Here is a 17,585-nt window from a genome sequence, read left to right as displayed (position 1 = left end):
TTCAGGTCTTTCGTCACAGTTCGATCTTGGACACCCTCCTCCCACACGCGCACAGCGGCCTCCTTCACGTGATCTTCACGGAATCAACCATCTAGAAGACCGGCAACAGGACGCCGTGCTCGGACTCCGGGCGCGGGCCGAAGATGCGGCGGTCGGACTCCGCGATCGCGACGTCGTTGATGCTCGCCTCCCGCCGCCGCATCAGGCCTTCGTCGCTGAACTCCCAGAGCTCGTTGCCGTAGCTGCGGAACCACTGGCCCTCGGCGTTGTGGGACTCGTACTGGAACCGGACGCCGATGCGGTTGCCGCGGAAGCCCCACAGTTCCTTGCGCAGCGCGTAGCCGAGTTCGCGCTCCCACTTCGCGGTGAGGAACCTGACGATCTCTGCGCGCCCGACGACGTACTGGTCGCGATTGCGCCAGACCGAGTCCTCGGTGTACGCGAGGGAGACGCGCTCCGGGTCGCGGGTGTTCCACGCGTCTTCGGCGGCCTGGACCTTCTGGCGCGCGGTGTCCTCGTCGAACGGCGGGAACGGCGGGCGTGGAGTCATGACAGCTCCTTTCCGATCGCGGAGAACGTGCGTTCTCCACGGCTCCCGCTAGACTAGAGAACGATCATTCTCAGCGCCAGGGCAGGTGACATGGATTCCACGGAGGCGACCGACCGGCTGCTGGAGGCCGCCGAGGACCTCTTCTACGCCCACGGCGTGCAAGCGGTCGGGATGGACGCCGTCCGCGAGCGCTCCGGCGTCTCGCTCAAGCGGCTCTACCAGTGCTTCCCGGCGAAGAACGACCTGGTCGAGGCGTACCTGCTTCGCCGCGACGAACGCTGGCGGGGCTCGTTGCGCGATTTCGTCCACGCCCGCGGCGACGACCCCCTGGCCGTGTTCGCCTGGCTGAAGAACTGGTTCGCCGAGCCCGGGTTCCGCGGCTGCGCGTTCGTGAACTCCTTCGGCGAGTTCGGGGAGCCCACCTCGGGCATCGCCGCCGCGATCCGCAAGCACAAGGACGAGGTCCGCGCCTACCTGCGCGGCCTCGTCCCCGACCGGAGTCTCGCCGACCAGCTGTTCTCACTCATGGAAGGCGCGACCGTGCTCGCCGCCATCACCGGCGACCCGCGCGAAGCGGAGACGGCCGGCGAGGCGGCGAAGGTCCTGCTGGCCGCTCAGGGGTAGAGCGTCAGGCCCGGATCGAGCGCGATCTCCGCCAGCTGGGTGAGGTCCAGCGGCGGCGCCGGCATGTCCGGCGGGTCACCCAGCTTCGCGTCCCGGGCGGTGTTCTGCGCCTCGACGATGATGCCGGTGCCGTCGAGCTTGGCGACGTTCACCCGGTTGGCCGTGCCGCCGCCCGTGATGGTCAATGTTTCCTCGACGATCGTCTCGCCGTGCGGTCCGGTCCGGCGCCGGCACGAGCCCTGCGTGTCCACGGGCGCCGGGCCGCACTCGGTCGCCGGGCTGGCGTTGCCGCCGAGCCGGGAGACGACGGCCCAGACGTTCCCCTTGTGCGCGTGTTCCGCCGTCGAGGCCGCGGCCGTGAAGTAGTCCTCGCCCCCGCTGCAGGTGCTGTCTCTTTCCACCTGTGCGGAAAAGACGTGGTAGAAGGACAGCGGCCCGTGCTGGGTGCCCTTCGGATACTCCCCCAGCGAGTGCACGCCCAGCGTGGTGCCCGCGGCGACGCGCTGCTGGACCGCGGCCGTCAGCACCGTGGTCAGCCGGTCCGCCACCACGCTCACCTGCTCCTTCAGCGGAGGCGTGGTCGGCCGAGGGGCGAGGCGGCACGCGCCGGACGACGAGGGCGGCGGCGCCCCTCCCGGCTGCACGGGGCTCGGCCCCGGATCACCCGGGGCGAGGACGAGCACCGCGCCGGCGGCCACCGCCGCGACGCCCGCGCCCGCGGCGGCCCACGGGTTCGCCACGCGGCGCACCCGCGCGCGGCGGCGCTCACGCTCCAGCACCGCGTCGACGTCCACTGTGGACGGCGGGACGACGCCGATCGCCGCGTCGAACTGCTCCCTGCTCATTTTCCCTCCATCAATTCCGGCTCGCGGCGACGAGCGCGCGCAGCGAGTCGAGCCCGCGCGCGGTCTGGCTCTTCACGGTTCCGGGCGAACATTCGAGGATCTCGGCCGTCTCCTCGATCGAAAGGTCGCAGTAGTAGCGCAGCACCACCGCGGCCCGGCGCCGCGGCGGCAGCGCGTCGAGCAGCTCCAGCAGGCCGAGCCGTTCGACGACGTCGTCGGCGGGCAGCACCGGCGGCTCCGGCAGCGTCTCCGCCGGCTCCTCCCGCCGCCACGCCCTGGCCTTCTCGTCCAGCCACGTGCGCACCAGGATCCGGCGCACGTAGGCGTCGAGGTACGCCACCCGGCTGGCCCGCGGCCAGTGCCGGTACAGCTTGCCGATCGTGATCGACACCAGATCGTCGGCGAGGTGCCAGTCCCGGCACAGGAGGTAGGCCGTGCGGCGCATGACCTCCATCCGGGTCGTGACGTAGTCGCGGTACCCCGCCTCTTCCGACCGTTTCACCAGTTCCTCCTCGTTGCCCCCACACCTGTCGAACGGGGTGCGCGGACGCGGGGGTTGCCCGGGGTCCCGGAAATCCCGGGCAACCCGCCGCCGCGCGGGGCCCGTTCCACGAACCGGGGGACCCGACAGTGAGGAACCATTCCATGAGGAAACCGATCACCGCGGTCGTCGCGGTGACCTTGGCCGCGGGCGTGCTCACCGCACCCGCCGCGGCGGCCGCCCCGGCGGACGGGCGCGCGGACGGGCAGGCAGGGACGCCGGTCCGGATCACGCTGGTCACCGGCGACCAGGTGCTGGTCGGCGGCACGGACGTGCGGGTGCTGCCCGCCCGCCGGGACCGCCCGGTGCCGTTCCGGCAGTACACCCGCCGCGGCGACAGCTACGTCGTGCCCGGCGACGCCGCCGCGCTGGTCCGCGCCGGGCGGCTCGACGAGCAGCTGTTCAACGTCACCGGCCTGCTGCGTCAGGGTTACGACGACGCCCGCACGCCGCACGTGCCGCTGCTGGTCCGGCAGGCGGGCCCCGCCGTCGCCGCCCGGACCGGCGTGGCCGCGCGGCCGGCCGCGCTCGGCTACACCACCCTCGACGAGCCCAAGTCCGGCGCCGCGGCGTTCTGGAACCGGCTCACCACCGAACCCGCCACGCTCACGGCCGGCTCCGCGAAGGTGTGGCTGAACGCGAAGGTGCAGGCGAGTCTCGACCAGAGCGTGCCGCAGATCGGCGCGCCCACGGCGTGGCAGGCGGGCCTCACCGGCCGCGGCGTGACCGTCGCGGTGCTCGACACCGGCATCGCTACCGCCCACCCGGACTTCGCCGGCCGTGTCGGCCCGAGCAAGGACTTCACCGGCAAGGGCAGCATCGAGGACGACCAAGGGCACGGCACGCACGTGGCCTCGACGATCGCCGGCTCCGGCGCGGCGTCGGGCGGGAAGTACCGGGGCGTGGCGCCCGATGCCACCCTGGCCGTCGGCAAGGTCCTCGACGGCTCCGGCCACGGCACCTTCGACGCCGTCCTGGCCGGCATGCAGTGGGCGGTGACCGAGGCGCACGCCCGCGTGGTGAACATGAGCCTGGGCGGCGGGCCGTCGGACGGGACCGATCCGGTGTCCGAAGCCGTGAACACCCTGACCCGCGACCACGGCACGCTGTTCGTCGTCGCCGCGGGCAACTCCGGCCAGGACGAATCCGTCGGGAGCCCGGCGGCGGCCGACGCCGCGCTCGCCGTGGCCAGTGTGTCCAAGAAGGACGTCCTGAGCGCCTTCTCCAGCCGTGGTCCCCGGCCCGACGATGGCGCGGCCAAGCCGGACGTCGCGGCCCCGGGCGAGTCGATCACCGCGGCACGCCCGGCCGGGATCCCGCCCGTGGGCGAACCCGTCGGCGACGGCTACCAGACGCTGGACGGCACGTCGATGGCGACGCCGCACGTCGCGGGCTCGGCGGCGATCCTCGCCCAGCAGCACGCCGACTGGCCGGCCGAGCGGCTCAAGGCCGCCCTGACCAGCAGCGCCACGCCCGTCGACGCCGGACCGGCGGCGGTCGGCACCGGCCGCGTCGACGTCGCCCGCGCGACGACCACGGCGGTCACCGCCACCGGGGCAGCGTCGGCGTACCTGCCATGGCCCAACCACGGAACGACCAAGAAGGCCACGGTCACCTGGTACAACGCCGCCACCACGCCGGTCACGCTGGCGCTCTCCACCGACCTCGGCGGCCTGGTCACTTTTCCGCCGAACGTCACGGTGCCCGCGGGCGGCAGCACCCCGGTGGAGCTCACCTTCGCCGCCCAGGACGGCGCGCCCGGCACCCGCGCCGGCATCCTCACCGCGCGCGGTGACGGCGTCAGCACCCGGACCGCGCTCTCGGTCCGGCAGGAAGGGGAGATGTACGACCTGGCCATCGGCCTGCTCGACCGCGACGGCAAGCCGTGGGCGCCGACCGGCTACCCGCCGGTGTCGATCGTCGACCTCACCACCGGCTCGGTGACCCTCGGCGAGGCCGGCACCTACCGGCTGCCGCGCGGCCGGTACGCCGTGCACAGCGTGATCGAGACGCCGCGGCCGGGGCGGGAGCCGTCGTACAGCTTCATCAGCCTGCCGGAGCTGGCGCTCGACCACGACGTGACGCAGACCTTCGACGCGCGTGACGGCAAACCGATGTCGATCGAGCCGGACAACCCCGCGGCGCGCGGCGGCACGTACAGTGCCCAGCGGCTCAGCCGGATCGACGCCTGCTCCTGCACCTTCTCGGACGGTGCGGACCTCGACCCGCGCTTCCACGAAGCCTTCGCCGCGACCGTGCCGGGGACCTCGTCGGCCGCCTTCGCCTTCAGCCAGCAGCGCCGGGCCACCGAACCGGACCTCGAGCTGACCGCGGACGACGGCAAGCCGTTCGCGGTCCGGGGCACGTGGCTGGAGTCGGCCGCGCCGGCCGGCAGCAGCACGCTGCCGGTGGTGTCCGGTGGGGCCGGCACGCCGGCGGACCTGGCCGGGATCGACGCCCACGGCAAGCTCGTGGTCATCCAGCTGCCGCCGGACACGTCGATCGGCGAGGCCTACCAGCGGCTCGCGAACGTCGAGCACGCCGGGGCGAAGCTCGGCCTGGTCTCCGTGTCGGGCGACGCGGCCGCGGCCACGGTGCTCGGCGGCGGTGTTCCGGCGCTGACCATGCCGACGATCTGGAGCGGGGTGTCGGTCACCGGGCGGCGGCTGGCGGAGCTGGCGAAGACGGGCGACGCTTCGGCGACGGTGGTCAGCCGTCCGTCGCCGAATTTCCGCTACGAGCTCGGCGACGGCGTCGAGCGGGCAGTGACGGCCGCCCGCGTGCAGCGGCCGGAGACGCGCGACCTCGCCGAGGTGCGCACCGCCTACCACGACAACGTCCCCTCGACCATCCGTTACGTCGCCGGGCGCGAGTTCTTCGGCCGGATGGTCGGCTACGGCTACACCGAACCCGTCGCCGACCAGCAGGAACGCACCGAGTACTACTCCCCCGGCCGGTGGGAGACGATGTGGACCGCCAGTCACTTCGGGGAGCTGACGGAACAGCTCGACCTCGCCGCGGGCCGCAAGTACCGGCTCGCGTGGAACAAGGCCGTGGCCGGGCCGTCGTTGCGCGGGCTGACCGTGACCCACTCCGGCGAGCAGCCGCGGCCGTGGGCCTGGCGCAAGGACGGCGTCTTCGACATGTGGCTGCCGCTGTTCGGCGACGCCGCCGGGCGGCCGCGCACGCCGGAGCCGCTTGTCGGGGACACCGGTTCGGTGAGCCTCGCCAAGGACGGCGTGGCGATTCCGGTGCCCCCGGGCGAGCCGGGCATGGCCCGGATCCCGGTGCCGGACGCCGACGGCGCCTACCGGCTCTCCGCGGACGTCCACCGGCACGCCGACTGGTGGCCGCTGTGGACGGACGTGTCGGCGGAGTGGGGCTTCCGCTCGTCGGCGGCCGCGGACGGCAAGGCGCTGCCGCTGCTCACCGCGCGGTTCGACCCGGCGGTCGACCTCCGCAACCGCGCACCGGGCGGCCGGGTCTTCACGTTCCCGGCGTTCGTCGAGCGGCAAGGCGGCGGGGCCGGCAGCAAGCTCGCCGTCGAGACGTCCACGGACGACGGACGCACCTGGCAGCCCGCGATCACCCTGCGGACCGGGGACTACTGGACCGTCGCGGTCCGGAATCCGGCGAGCGGTTTCGTCTCGTTGCGGGCGAAGGCGTCGGACGACGAGGGGAACACCGTCCAGCAGACGGTGATCCGGGCGTACGCGATCTCCTGACCGGAAATGAACCGGTCCGGTGACGGGGAGCCGCCGTCACCGGACCGGTCCGGACCCACACCATCCCAACAGTGTGGAATCCGCCCGCCCCTCGTCAGGTAGGGGCGGGCGGGGCCCCTGCTACCGGGCGTCCGTGAGGTACCGCGCGTAGGCACCCGTGGTGAGGAAGCTCGGCAGCTTCTCGCCCAGCGCGGTTTCGGTGAAGATCTCGTACGCGTCGTCGAGGCGGTTGCCCGCACCCAGCTCGGCGCGCACCGACGCGAGTTCGTCGTTCAGGAACTCGACGGCCAGCTCGCGGGTCAGCGCCGTGCCGTCCTCGAGCTTCGTGCCGTTGCGGATCCACTGCCAGACCTGGCAGCGCGCGATCTCCGCCGTGGCCGCGTCCTCCATCAGGTTGTGGATCGCCGCGGCGCCGGTGCCGCGCAGCCACGCGTCGACGTACCGCAGCGCGACGTTGATGTTCGCGCGCACGCCGGCTTCGGTGACCTCGCCACCGGCACTGGCCACGTCGAGCAGGTCCTCGGCGGTGACGTGGACGTCCTCGCGCAGCTTGCCGAGCTGGTTCGGCCAGCCGCCGAGCACGCTGTCGAAGACCTCGCGGCAGACCGGGACCAGGCCGGGGTGGGCGACCCAGGAGCCGTCGAAACCGTCGCCGGCCTCGCGTTCCTTGTCCGCGTGGACCTTCTCGATCGCGGTCGCGTTGATCTCCGGGTCCTTGCTCGGGATGAACGCGGCCATGCCGCCGATGGCGTGCGTGCCGCGCCGGTGGCAGGTGCGCACGAGCAGCTCGGTGTAGGCCCGCATGAACGGCACGGTCATGGTGACCTGCGCGCGGTCCGGCAGGACGAAGTCGGCGCCGTGCGCGGCGAAGTTCTTGATCAGGCTGAAGATGTAGTCCCAGCGCCCGGCGTTCAGGCCCGCCGCGTGCTCGCGCAGCTCGTAGAGGATCTCGTCCATCTCGAACGCGGCGGTGATCGTCTCGATCAGCACGGTCGCGCGGATCGTGCCGCGCGGGATGCCGAGTTCGCGCTGGGCCAGCAGGAAGACGTCGTTCCAGAGGCGCGCTTCGAGGTGGTTCTCCAGCTTCGGCAGGTAGAAGTACGGGCCGACGCCGCGGGCGAGCAGCTGGCGCGCGTTGTGGAAGAAGTACAGGCCGAAGTCGACCAGGCTGGCCGACACCGGACGGCCGTCGATGCGGATGTGCTTCTCCACCAGGTGCCAGCCGCGGGGGCGCGCGACGATCGTCGCGGGCTCGTCGCCGATGGTGTAGCGCTTGCCCGCCTCGGTCGTGAAGTCGATGTTGCGACGGATCGCGTCGTAGAGGTTGATCTGGCCGTCGATGACGTTGTGCCACGTCGGCGACGTCGCGTCCTCGAAGTCCGCCAGCCAGACCTTGGCGCCGGAGTTCAGCGCGTTGACCGTCATCTTGCGGTCGGTCGGGCCGGTGATCTCGACGCGGCGGTCCTCCAGACCGGGCGCGGTCGGGGCGACGTGCCACGACTCGTCGTCGCGGATCCGGCGGGTCTCGGGCAGGAAGCCGAGCGGCTTCTCGCCGGACTGCAGTTCCTCGCGCCGCGTGCGGCGGGCGTCGAGCAGCTCGCGCCGGCGACCGGCGAACGTGTTGTCCAGCTTGGCCAGGAAGTCGAGCGCCGCCGGGGTCAGGATCTCCGCGAACCGGCCCTCGACCGGGCCGGTGACCTCGATGCGGTAGTTCAGCCGATCAACCATGGGGTGCCTCCGCGAGCTGTGGGCAGGGAAGGGAAGAAGGGGAAGGTCGCGGCCTGACGACGGTGGGGGTTACCGCCGTCGGGCCGCGGCCGGGATCAGTGGAACTGGGCTTCTTCGGTGGAGCCCTTGAGCGCGGTGGTCGAGCTCTCCGGGTTCAGCGCCGTCGCGACGTTGTCGAAGTAGCCGGTGCCGACCTCGCGCTGGTGCTTGGTCGCGGTGTAGCCGCGGCTCTCCGAAGCGAACTCTCGCTCCTGCAGGTCGACGTAGGCGGTCATGCCCTCGCGGGCGTAGCCGTGCGCCAGGTCGAACATCGAGTAGTTCAGCGCGTGGAAGCCGGCCAGCGTGATGAACTGGAACTTGTAGCCCATGTGGCCGAGCTCGCGCTGGAACTTCGCGATCGTCGCGTCGTCCAGGTGCTTCTTCCAGTTGAACGACGGCGAGCAGTTGTAGGCCAGCATCTGGTCCGGGAACTTCGCCTTGATCGCCTCGGCGTACTTCCGCGCCACCTCGAGGTCCGGCTCCGAGGTCTCCATCCAGAGCAGGTCGGCGTACTGGGCGTAGGCCAGGCCGCGCTCGATGCACGGCTCGATGCCGTTGCGGACCTCGTAGAAGCCCTCGGCAGTGCGGCCGCCGGTGAGGAACTGCTGGTCGCGCTCGTCGACGTCGCTGGTCAGCAGCGTCGCGGCCTGGGCGTCGGTACGGGCGACGACCAGGGTCGGCACGTTCAGCACGTCGGAGGCCAGACGCGCGGCGTTCAGCGTGCGCTCGTGCTGCTTGGTCGGGATGAGGACCTTGCCGCCGAGGTGACCACACTTCTTCTCGGACGCGAGCTGGTCTTCCCAGTGCACGCCCGCGGCGCCGGCGGCGATCATGCCCTTCATCAGCTCGAACGCGTTCAGCGGGCCGCCGAAGCCGGCCTCGGCGTCGGCGACGATCGGGGCGTACCAGTCGATGTCGGTGTTGCCCTCGGCCCAGTTGATCTGGTCCGCGCGGCCCAGCGCGTTGTTGATGCGGCGGACCACGGCCGGCACCGAGTTGGCCGGGTAGAGGCTCTGGTCCGGGTAGGTCTGGCCGGACAGGTTGGCGTCGGCCGCGACCTGCCAGCCGGACAGGTAGATCGCCTGCAGGCCCGCGCGGACCTGCTGGACGGCCTGGTTGCCGGTGAGCGCGCCCAGCGCGTGGACGTAGTCCTCGGTGTGCAGCAGGTCCCACAGCTTCTCGGCGCCGCGGCGGGCCAGGGTGTGCTCCTCGACGACGCTGCCGCGCAGCTTGATCACGTCTTCGGCCGAGTAGGAGCGCTGCACGCCCGCCCAGCGGGGGTCGTTCGCCCACTGCGCGGCCAGCTCCGCGGCCGCCTGCTTGGCCTGTTCCGTCATCGGATCTCCCGGTGTTGCGAAGTTTGCGATTGCTCGCCTTGCTTGGCCTGACCCTGACACGCCAGCGAAAACGAGGTCCAGTTGTCCAATTTGCCAATTTGTGCGAAGGGTCCGTACGCTCCTTGCAAAGGTTGCGAATCCGCTGGTTCGCAAGTGATCGAAAATCCGCGTTCTTGACCGTTCACGTAACCGTTCAGGACCGGAAACCTTCCGGAAAGGAGGGCACGAATGGAGAAGACTTTCGCCGGCGCGCGGCTGCGGCACCTCCGCGAAAGCCGCTCGATGAGCCAGGCCGATCTCGCTCGTGTGCTGGAGATCTCACCGAGCTACCTCAACCAGATCGAGCACAACTCCCGCCCGCTGACCGTGCCGGTCCTGCTGCGGATCACGCAGGCGTTCGGCGTCGACACCGAGTTCTTCGCCAACAACGACACGTCCCGCCTGGTCGCCGACGTCAAGGAAGCCCTGCTGGACGAGGTTCTCGGCGTCGACGTCACGACCAGCGAGCTCAACGACCTGGCCACGAACCTCCCGGCGATCGCGCAGGCGCTGGTCAAGCTGCACCGCAGCTACCGCAACGCCGTCGAGAGCACCGCCGCCCTGACCACGGAAAACGGCCTGGGCCTGCACGGCAGCGCCGCCGCGCCGCTGCCGCACGAGGAGGTCCGCGACTTCTTCTACGAGCGCGAGAACTATGTCGCCGAGCTGGACGAACGGGCCGAGAAGATGGCCGCGGACATCCCGCTGCAGCGCGGGCAGGTGCTGGGCGCGCTGAAGGAACGCCTCTCCCAGCGCTACGGCGTCGAAGTGACCAGCGAGGGCATCGACGAAGGCGCCGGTCAGCAGCACCGCTACGAGCCGGTGACGCGGGTGCTGCGGCTGGCGCCCAGCCTGCGGGTCGGGCAGCAGGCGTTCCGGATGGCTTCGCAGATCGCGCTGCTCGAGTACGACGACCTGATCACCGAGCTGGCCGACTCGTGGGCGTTCTCCGGCCCGGCCGCCCGGTCGCTGGCCCGGGTCGGCCTGGCGAACTACTTCGCCGGGGCGCTGATCCTCCCCTACGGGCCGTTCCTGGCCGCGGCCGAGCGGTTCCGCTACGACATCGAGCGGCTCTGCGACCACTACGGCGTCGGCTTCGAGACGGTCTGCCACCGGCTCTCGACCTTGCAACGTCCGAAGCAGCGCGGGGTGCCGTTCTCCTTCGTGCGGGTGGACCGGGCCGGGAACATGTCGAAGCGGCAGTCGGCGGCCGGGTTCCACTTCTCGCGGGTCGGCGGGGCGTGTCCGCTCTGGAACATCTACGAGGCCTTCACCCAGCCGGGCAAGATCCTCACCCAGATCGCCACCCTGCCCGACGGCAAGAGCTACTTCTGGATCGCGCGCACGGTGTCGCGCAACATCGGCGGCTACGGCAGCCCGGGCAAGACGTTCACGGTCGGGCTGGGGTGCGAACTGCGCCACGCCGGGCGGCTCGTCTATTCGACCGGCCTCGACCTGGACGAGCCCGCCGCCGCGACGCCCATCGGGATGGGGTGCAAAGTCTGCGAACGGCCGGCGTGCACGCAGCGCGCCTTCCCGACGATCGGCAAGCAGCTCACCGTGGACGAGAACACCAGCACCTTCGTCCCTTATCCGGCGGTGCCCAAGGGCTGAGCACCCGGTAACGGCGTACCGCGGACCGGCGACGTCCTCGTCGGGGGGTCGCCATGGCCGAACGGGTCCGGACGGGCTGCAGCAACTGCAAGCGGTGCACCAACTCGGCGGTCGCCGAGTTCGGGCGCCGGCAGGGCAAGCTCTGGGCGAACGTCGCGACGGCGGGCGGCGTCGCGGTCGTGCAGGCCTTCACCCCGAACTGCCGGGCGTGCGGGCACAAGCTCAGCCTCCACGACCGCGGGGGCGAGAGCCGCGGCAACGCCTACCCCGCGCCGGTGAGCGCCCAGCCGTCCGCTCCCCAGGGGCCGCCGCCCGGCTGGTACACCCACCCCGCCGCCCCCGGCGTCCTGCGGTGGTGGGACGGGACCCGCTGGACCGAGCACACGCAGGCGCCGCCGCGCTGATCACCCGATCACGTGCGTGGTCCACTTCGCCTCGTCCGGGCCGAGCACGGTGATCCGGCTCAGGAGCTCCTTCGCGGTGATGCCGCCGATCTTCGGCTGGTTGAACGAGACGCAGGCCTTCAGCCCGTTCTTCGTCACGCACTGCGGTTCGCCGAGGCCGTCGGGCACGCCGCCGGGCGGCGAGACGTTGATCGTCACCAGCGCGCCGTCCGACGTGTACTGCAGCACCAGGTGCCACGGGACGCCGTCCCGGTCGCCGCGGCGCCGCAGGTAGGCGTCGCCGAGGCGGAACGTGTCCGGCAGGCTGGTGATGTGCAGCGGCAGCGGCACCGCCCGGGTGCCGAACTTGACGTCGCCGGCGACCCGCATCAGCACCTGCTGCAGGTCCGGGACCGCGAGGTAGTACGCGTTCAGCCGGGCCCACCGGCCGTCCGGGGCCTGCCACTGCAGGTAGGCGTTCCGGTGGTTCAGCGGGTCGTCCGGGTCGGTCGTGAGCCAGTAGCCGTCGCGGTCGCCGATCCGGACCGGGATCCGGGTCGGCTGTCCGCCCAGGTCGCGCGGGAGGGGCGGATCCTGGTCGTAAACCGCCAACCAGATCATCGGCGCCAGCTCGCCCTGGCCGACGGCCAGCACGGTGTCGCCGTGCTCGCCGACGGCGTACTCGATGCCCTTGATCTGCTCGGGCACCCAGCCGAAGCTCGCCTTCGCCACCATCGGGTTGTCGGTGGGCACCGGCGTGACGGACCTGGGCGCGGGCGCCGTGGCCACCGGCGGGGTCGCCGGTGGCGGGACCGGCCGGAACAGCGACACCGCCGTCACGCCGCCGGCCGTCACGACCGCGGCACAGCCGAGGACCAGCGCCGTGGTCCGGACCCGCCGACGGCGTCCGCCGAGCCGGCGCGCGCGGTCGAGGTCGATCCGGGGCGGCGGGGCGGGCGTTTCGGCCAGTTCCTTCAGCTTGGTGGCCAGCTCGTGGTCGGTCATGCCCGTCCCTCCCGGATCGGTTCGCGCAGCAGCTCGCGAAGCGAGTCCACGGCTTTGGCGGTCTGGCTCTTGACGGTGCCTTCGGAGCAGCCCAGTGCCCGCGCGGTCTCCGCGACCGGGAGGTCGCAGAAGTAGCGCAGGACGACCGTCGCGCGCTGCCGGGCCGGCAGCCGCTCCAGCGCCGCCCGCAGGTCCAGGGCCAATTCGACGTCCGCCCGGGGCGTCGGCGGGTCGTGGTCTTTTTCGCGCAAATCGACCCGTCGCCACCAGGACGTCCGCTGTTCGGCCAGGAACGTGTTGACCAGCGTGCGGCGTGCGTAGCCGTCGAGGTTGCCGGCGCGGGAGGCCCGCGGCCAGTTCGCGTAGAGCCGGGTGATCGCCGACTGGACCAGGTCGTCGGCCCGGTGCCAGTCGCCGCAGAGCAAGTACGCGACCTTGCGCAGCCACGCCGCCCGCGCGGTCGCGTACTCGGTGAATCCGGCATCCATCGGCGCCCCCCATCTCGTTCGTCACCCCTTTGATGCGCCCGGAGGCCCGCGCGGTTGCCCGGCACGCGCGAGTCGTAGATTCACCGGGGTGCACGACATCGACACGGTGACCGCGGCGACGATCGAGAAGGCCGCCGAGCGGCTGGCCGGGGTGGTGACCCGGACGCCGCTGGAGCCGAGCGCCCGGCTGTCGTCCCGGGTGGACGCGCAGGTCTGGGTGAAGCGCGAGGACCTGCAGACCGTCCGGTCGTACAAGATCCGCGGCGCCTACAACTTCATCGTCCAGCTCGACGAAGCCACCCGTGCGCTCGGGGTCGTCTGCGCCAGCGCCGGCAACCACGCCCAGGGCGTCGCGTACGCGTGCCGGCGGCTCGGCGCCACCGGCCGCGTGTACGTCCCCGGGACGACGCCGCGGCAGAAGCGCGAACGCATCGCGACGCTCGGCGGCGCGCACATCGAGGTCATCGTGGTCGGCGAAACGTACGAAGACGCCTTCGCCGCGGCCAACGAAGACGCCCAGCGGACGGGCGCGACCCTCGTGCCGGCGTTCGACGACGTCCGCACGGTCGCCGGCCAGGGCACGGTCGCCCTCGAAGTGATCGAGCAGCTCGGCTTCGTCCCCGACGTCGTGGTCGTGCCGGTCGGCGGCGGCGGGCTGCTCGCCGGGGTCGGCAGCTGGCTGCGCGAGCGGCACCCGGACGTCCGGGTCGTCGGCGTCGAACCCGCGGGGGCGGCGTGCATGGCCGCGGCCCTCGATGCCGGGCACCCGGTGCGGCTGCCGGAGCTCGACTCCTTCGTCGACGGCGCCGCCGTGCGGGAGGCCGGCGCGGTGACCTATCCCCTGATCCGGGAAAGCGGCGCCGAGCTGACCGCGGTCGCCGAGGGCGCGGTGTGCACGGAGATGCTCGCGATGTACCAGTCCGACGGGATCATCGCCGAGCCCGCGGGCGCGCTCGCCGCGGCGTCGCTCGGCACGGTCGTCGAGGTCGAACCCGGCCAGACCGTCGTCTGCCTGGTCTCCGGCGGCAACAACGACGTCAGCCGCTACAGCGAGATCCTCGAGCGCTCGCTGATGCACGAAGGGCTGAAGCACTACTTCCTCGTCGGGTTCCCGCAGGAGCCGGGCGCGCTGCGGCGGTTCCTCGAGCAGGTGCTCGGGCCCGAGGACGACATCACGCGCTTCGAGTACGTCAAGCGCACCAACCGCGAGATGGGTCCCGCGCTGGTCGGCATCGAAATCGCCCGGCCGGCCGACCTGCCCGGGCTGCTGGCCCGGATGGACGCGAGCCCGCTGCAGGTGGAGCGGATCGAGCCGGGCAGCCCCCTGTTCCACTTCCTGCTCTGAGGGCGTGGTCCACTAGGCGGATGGTGAAGGTCGACGGTGTCCGCAGTGTCGAGGCGTTGCGCGAAAAAGTCCACGAGGGTGCGGAGCCCGAGTACCTGCTGTTCTACGGGCACACGCCCTCGAAGTCCGGCCGGGTGACCGCGAGCTGCCTGAGCCAGTGGTGGGCCGATCCGTTCGAGGCCGACGGCGTCGTCTACCCGACCGCCGAGCATTACATGATGGCGGGCAAGGCGCTGTTGTTCGGCGACGTCGAGAAGGCCGAGCTGATCCGGTCGACGCCCGACCCGAAGACGGCGAAGGTGCTCGGCCGCGAGGTCGCCGGGTTCGACGCCGCCACCTGGGAGCGGCACCGGTTCGACATCGTCGTCGACGGGAACCTGGCCAAGTTCCGCGCCCACCGCGACCTGCGCCGGTTCCTGCTCGGGACCGGGGACGCGGTGCTCGTCGAGGCGTCCAAGAAGGACCTCGTCTGGGGCACCGGCCTCGCGCGCGAGGAGAAGAACGCGACCAAGCCGGACTACTGGCGCGGGCTGAACCTGCTCGGCTTCGCCCTCATGGAGGTGCGCGACCAGCTGCGGAACCGCTGACTCACGGTCCCGGGACCGGCGCGCCCGGGCACGACGCCGACGTCGTCTTGCCCGTGTCGAAGAAAGTGACCACGGCGTCGGCGCAGGGCAGCGACGACAGCGAGCCGTGGGCGTCGTCCTCGATGGTCATCAGCGCGCCGCCGATTCGCTGCCGCATCGCGACGGCCCAGCCGATCGGGGTGACCGGCTCGTAGAGGTGACCGGCCAGCTGGAGCGGGCTGGTCCCTTTTTCGAACATCCACGGCCGGGCGGCCAGGGGCCAGCCGATGCAGAGCTGTTCGTAGAAGCCGTAGCCGCCCGCGACCGGGAGACGTTCCATCCGGTCGAGGCGGTGTTGCCAGACGGTCTCGAAGTCGCGCGGGCTGGGTGACTCGTTGCAGAGCAGCGCCGTCTGCTGGAAGTGGTTGAACGCGTGCGGCTCGCCGTCCCAGCCCAGGCCGCCCGTGGTCCCTTTTCCGGCAACGGGCCCGTCGCCGTCGCGGATGGCGGCGAGCTGCTTCGCCAGGCCGGCCCACTCGCGGCGGGGGTTGGCGAGCATGTCGTTGACGGTCGCGCCGTACCGGTCCCGCAGGCCGAGCAGCGCTTCTGCGACCGCGGGCTCCGTGGTCCCGAATCGGTAAACGGCGTCGTACCTGGCGATCCACGCCGCAAATTCGTGAAAGGTGTTCTCGCCCGCGGTCGCCTGGCCGTCGTCCATCGCGGTGACATCCAGGTCCGGCGGCATGACGGAGTCGAGCAGCATCCGGTCGACGTGGTCGTCGAAGAGCGACCGGTACTGCGCGCCGAGGGCGGTCCCCCACGAGACGCCGTAGTAGCCGATCTTGTCCTCGCCGAGCGCGACGCGGATGCGGTCCAGGTCGCGGGCAATGGTCGGCGTGGTCAGATTCCGGACGAAGGCCGGATGGGCCTCGACGCACTTGCGGTTCGCCTCGGCGGCGCGTTCGGCGGCTTCGCGGGCCTTCTCCTTGTCGGAGACGCCCGGCTCGGGAAACTCGGCGGGGCACGGCAGGTCGGCGCTGTACCCGACGCCGCGCGGGTCGAAGCCGACGAGGTCGTGGTGGACGCCGAGGCCGCCGGCGCGGCTGTCGGCGATGCTGCCGGGCATGGTGAGACCGGACTGGCCGGGACCACCGGGGTTCAGGAGCACCGCGCCGGTCCGCGTGCCGGTCGCCCGGATCCGGCTGACGGCGATGTCGATTTTCGGACCACCGGGGTCGGCGTAGTCCACCGGGACCGGGACCTGCGCGCACTCGGTGCGGTGGTCATCGGGGTCCCAGCCCTTGGCGACGGTGGCGCAGAGCTGCCAGGAGAGCCCGTCCGCGACGGCGACCGCGGGGACGGCGGGCAGCAGCGCCGCGGTGGTGAGCAGCGGGACGGCGAACCGGGTGATCGACATGGCCTTCAGGCTGCCGGGGCCGGGCGTGGCGGAGATCGGCCGATCAGCCGATGATCAGCGCCGAACGGCCGGAACCGCGCGTGGCCGATTTTCGACCACACAGGAAATCCCAGTTCAGAGCGTTACAGCGAGAAAGTCATGGACAGTCGCTGTCGCCGCCACTGTGCTCGACGCAGCCGATCGGCTCCGGGGGCGGCGGCGGACCCGGGTGGGTTTGGGCCCACCGGACGCCCGCCACCACGGCGACCACGACGACACCGATCCCGTAGAACCAGATCCAGCCCCGGCGCCGCGTGGTCGCGGAAACGACCAGACCGACGACCGGGATGCCGGCGCCGAGCCAGCTCGCCCCCGTGAAGGTCGAGCTCGCCGCGGCCGGATCGCCGGGCCCCAGCCCGATGCCGTAAGCAATCACCGCGCCATCGAGGAACATCAGCGGAACGACGATCAGCCACACGAACGCGCCCAGCCGCAGCACGGTGGTCACGGCGGCTTCGCGGAACTCCCCCATGCGATGACTATGTCGCGAAAACCGACCACACCGCTTGAGTAGTACTACTGCTCGCCGAGGGTTTTCTGCAGGGCCTTGTTCGCCTTCCGGGCCATGTCCGCGACGGCCTCGCGACGGGCGGCGTCGGCCGCGTAGTCGTCTTCGCGGTTGCGGACCACGCGGGCCGGCGCGCCGACCGCGATCGAGTAGTCCGGAATGTCACCACGGACGACCGCGTGCGCGCCCAGCACGCTGCCGCGGCCGATGCGGGTGCCCTTCAGCACGCTGACCTTGGTGCCGAGCCAGGTGTCCGGGCCGATCCGGACCGGGGACTTCACGATGCCCTGGTCCTTGATCGGCACGTGGATGTCCGAAATGACGTGATCGAAGTCACAGATGTACACCCAGTCGGCGACCAGGGTGGCCGCGCCGAGCTCGATGTCGAGGTAGCAGTTGATCACGTTCTGGCGGCCGAACACGGACTTGTCGCCGATCCGCAGCGAGCCTTCGTGGCAGCGGATGGCGTTGCCGTCGCCGATGTGGACCCAGCGGCCGATCTCCAGCCGCCCGTAGCCGGGGCGGCAGTGGATCTCGACGTCCTTCCCGAGGAAGAGCATCCCCCGCAGGATGATGTGCGGGTTGGCGAGCCGGAACTTGAGCAGCCGGTAGTACCGGACCAGGTACCAGGGCGTGTACGCGCGGTTGCGCAGCACCCAGCGCAGCGAGTCGGCGGTCAGGAACTTGGCCTGCCGCGGGTCCTGCCGGGCGCGGCGCCAGGCCCGCACCCGCGACAGCGCGGGCGCACCCCACATCGACGTCATGCCCGTGACCGTAACCTGTGTGCGGGAC

General features: G+C 71.6%; 16 protein-coding genes. 6 read left to right on the top strand and 10 right to left on the bottom strand.

Annotation, left to right across the window (positions count from 1 at the left end; genetic code table 11):
* Positions 1-91: 91 nt before the first annotated feature.
* Positions 92-550: a nuclear transport factor 2 family protein gene (locus ACWED2_RS34225; protein ID WP_449694646.1), complete on the bottom strand. Its 459-nt coding sequence runs from the start codon at positions 548-550 to the stop codon at positions 92-94.
* Positions 551-640: 90 nt separating this feature from the next.
* Between ACWED2_RS34225 and ACWED2_RS34220 the strand changes: the two genes are divergently transcribed.
* Positions 641-1,174, top strand: coding sequence for a TetR/AcrR family transcriptional regulator (locus tag ACWED2_RS34220; protein ID WP_449694645.1), 534 nt, complete (start codon positions 641-643; stop codon positions 1,172-1,174).
* On the opposite strand, the gene ACWED2_RS34215 is transcribed toward ACWED2_RS34220, so the two are convergent.
* Together ACWED2_RS34215 and ACWED2_RS34210 are read right to left on the bottom strand one after the other, a co-directional pair.
* The gene (locus tag ACWED2_RS34215; protein WP_449694644.1) at positions 1,165-2,019 is read right to left on the bottom strand and encodes a hypothetical protein; all 855 of its coding nucleotides are present in this window, start codon (positions 2,017-2,019) and stop codon (positions 1,165-1,167) included. The genes ACWED2_RS34220 and ACWED2_RS34215 overlap by 10 nt on opposite strands.
* Positions 2,020-2,029: 10 nt before the next feature.
* Positions 2,030-2,521 carry a SigE family RNA polymerase sigma factor gene (locus tag ACWED2_RS34210; RefSeq protein ID WP_449694643.1) on the bottom strand — a complete coding sequence of 164 codons (492 nt, stop codon included), beginning with the start codon at positions 2,519-2,521 and terminating at the stop codon, positions 2,030-2,032.
* A gap of 143 nt (positions 2,522-2,664) precedes the next feature.
* Here ACWED2_RS34210 and ACWED2_RS34205 point away from each other — a divergent pair, with 143 nt between their 5' ends.
* Positions 2,665-6,285 (top strand): S8 family serine peptidase, encoded by a 3,621-nt coding sequence (locus ACWED2_RS34205; protein ID WP_449694642.1) that lies wholly within the window; start codon positions 2,665-2,667, stop codon positions 6,283-6,285.
* Between the two features lie 120 nt (positions 6,286-6,405).
* On the opposite strand, the gene aceB is transcribed toward ACWED2_RS34205, so the two are convergent.
* Positions 6,406-8,013, bottom strand: coding sequence for a malate synthase A (aceB, locus tag ACWED2_RS34200; protein WP_449694641.1), 1,608 nt, complete (start codon positions 8,011-8,013; stop codon positions 6,406-6,408).
* Positions 8,014-8,108: 95 nt separating this feature from the next.
* The gene (gene aceA / locus ACWED2_RS34195; RefSeq protein ID WP_449694640.1) at positions 8,109-9,389 is read right to left on the bottom strand and encodes an isocitrate lyase; all 1,281 of its coding nucleotides are present in this window, start codon (positions 9,387-9,389) and stop codon (positions 8,109-8,111) included.
* A 228-nt stretch (positions 9,390-9,617) separates the two neighbouring features.
* Between aceA and ACWED2_RS34190 the strand changes: the two genes are divergently transcribed.
* Together ACWED2_RS34190 and ACWED2_RS34185 are read left to right on the top strand one after the other, a co-directional pair.
* Positions 9,618-11,042, top strand: coding sequence for a short-chain fatty acyl-CoA regulator family protein (locus ACWED2_RS34190; protein ID WP_449694639.1), 1,425 nt, complete (start codon positions 9,618-9,620; stop codon positions 11,040-11,042).
* Between the two features lie 53 nt (positions 11,043-11,095).
* Positions 11,096-11,446, top strand: coding sequence for a DUF2510 domain-containing protein (locus ACWED2_RS34185; RefSeq protein ID WP_449694638.1), 351 nt, complete (start codon positions 11,096-11,098; stop codon positions 11,444-11,446).
* On the opposite strand, the gene ACWED2_RS34180 is transcribed toward ACWED2_RS34185, so the two are convergent.
* Positions 11,447-12,430 (bottom strand): hypothetical protein, encoded by a 984-nt coding sequence (locus ACWED2_RS34180; RefSeq protein WP_449694637.1) that lies wholly within the window; start codon positions 12,428-12,430, stop codon positions 11,447-11,449.
* Positions 12,427-12,918, bottom strand: coding sequence for a SigE family RNA polymerase sigma factor (locus ACWED2_RS34175; RefSeq protein WP_449694636.1), 492 nt, complete (start codon positions 12,916-12,918; stop codon positions 12,427-12,429). The genes ACWED2_RS34180 and ACWED2_RS34175 overlap by 4 nt, the downstream gene beginning before the upstream one ends.
* Before the next feature lie 88 nt (positions 12,919-13,006).
* Here ACWED2_RS34175 and ilvA point away from each other — a divergent pair, with 88 nt between their 5' ends.
* On the top strand, positions 13,007-14,263 hold the full coding sequence (gene ilvA / locus ACWED2_RS34170; protein ID WP_449694635.1) for a threonine ammonia-lyase IlvA: 1,257 nt from the start codon (positions 13,007-13,009) through the stop codon (positions 14,261-14,263).
* A gap of 20 nt (positions 14,264-14,283) precedes the next feature.
* On the top strand, positions 14,284-14,850 hold the full coding sequence (locus tag ACWED2_RS34165) for an NADAR family protein (RefSeq protein WP_449694634.1): 567 nt from the start codon (positions 14,284-14,286) through the stop codon (positions 14,848-14,850).
* A gap of 1 nt (position 14,851) precedes the next feature.
* On the opposite strand, the gene ACWED2_RS34160 is transcribed toward ACWED2_RS34165, so the two are convergent.
* From ACWED2_RS34160 to ACWED2_RS34150, 3 genes are all read right to left on the bottom strand, one after another.
* Positions 14,852-16,246: an alpha/beta fold hydrolase gene (locus tag ACWED2_RS34160; RefSeq protein WP_449694633.1), complete on the bottom strand. Its 1,395-nt coding sequence runs from the start codon at positions 16,244-16,246 to the stop codon at positions 14,852-14,854.
* 136 nt (positions 16,247-16,382) lie between these two features.
* Complete coding sequence (locus ACWED2_RS34155; protein ID WP_449694632.1) at positions 16,383-16,757, bottom strand: hypothetical protein; 375 nt, start codon at positions 16,755-16,757, stop codon at positions 16,383-16,385.
* A gap of 44 nt (positions 16,758-16,801) precedes the next feature.
* Complete coding sequence (locus ACWED2_RS34150; protein ID WP_003058890.1) at positions 16,802-17,557, bottom strand: acyltransferase; 756 nt, start codon at positions 17,555-17,557, stop codon at positions 16,802-16,804.
* Between the last annotated feature and the right edge of the window lie 28 nt (positions 17,558-17,585).

The organism is Amycolatopsis sp. NPDC005003, from assembly GCF_053600695.1.
This window is presented reverse-complemented; position numbering and strand designations above follow the sequence as displayed.

Excerpts from the sequence above, each read along its gene's own strand:
- ACWED2_RS34215 (WP_449694644.1), bottom strand. The coding sequence starts at position 2,019 with ATGAGCAGGGAGCAGTTCGACGCGGCGATCGGCGTCGTCCCGCCGTCC.
- ACWED2_RS34150 (WP_003058890.1), bottom strand. The coding sequence starts at position 17,557 with ATGACGTCGATGTGGGGTGCGCCCGCGCTGTCGCGGGTGCGGGCCTGG.
- ACWED2_RS34225 (WP_449694646.1), bottom strand. The coding sequence starts at position 550 with ATGACTCCACGCCCGCCGTTCCCGCCGTTCGACGAGGACACCGCGCGC.
- ACWED2_RS34185 (WP_449694638.1), top strand. The coding sequence starts at position 11,096 with ATGGCCGAACGGGTCCGGACGGGCTGCAGCAACTGCAAGCGGTGCACC.
- aceA (WP_449694640.1), bottom strand. The coding sequence starts at position 9,389 with ATGACGGAACAGGCCAAGCAGGCGGCCGCGGAGCTGGCCGCGCAGTGG.
- aceB (WP_449694641.1), bottom strand. The coding sequence starts at position 8,013 with ATGGTTGATCGGCTGAACTACCGCATCGAGGTCACCGGCCCGGTCGAG.
- ACWED2_RS34180 (WP_449694637.1), bottom strand. The coding sequence starts at position 12,430 with ATGACCGACCACGAGCTGGCCACCAAGCTGAAGGAACTGGCCGAAACG.
- ACWED2_RS34155 (WP_449694632.1), bottom strand. The coding sequence starts at position 16,757 with ATGGGGGAGTTCCGCGAAGCCGCCGTGACCACCGTGCTGCGGCTGGGC.
- ACWED2_RS34190 (WP_449694639.1), top strand. The coding sequence starts at position 9,618 with ATGGAGAAGACTTTCGCCGGCGCGCGGCTGCGGCACCTCCGCGAAAGC.
- ACWED2_RS34175 (WP_449694636.1), bottom strand. The coding sequence starts at position 12,918 with ATGGATGCCGGATTCACCGAGTACGCGACCGCGCGGGCGGCGTGGCTG.
- ACWED2_RS34165 (WP_449694634.1), top strand. The coding sequence starts at position 14,284 with ATGGTGAAGGTCGACGGTGTCCGCAGTGTCGAGGCGTTGCGCGAAAAA.
- ACWED2_RS34160 (WP_449694633.1), bottom strand. The coding sequence starts at position 16,246 with ATGTCGATCACCCGGTTCGCCGTCCCGCTGCTCACCACCGCGGCGCTG.
- ACWED2_RS34205 (WP_449694642.1), top strand. The coding sequence starts at position 2,665 with ATGAGGAAACCGATCACCGCGGTCGTCGCGGTGACCTTGGCCGCGGGC.
- ACWED2_RS34220 (WP_449694645.1), top strand. The coding sequence starts at position 641 with ATGGATTCCACGGAGGCGACCGACCGGCTGCTGGAGGCCGCCGAGGAC.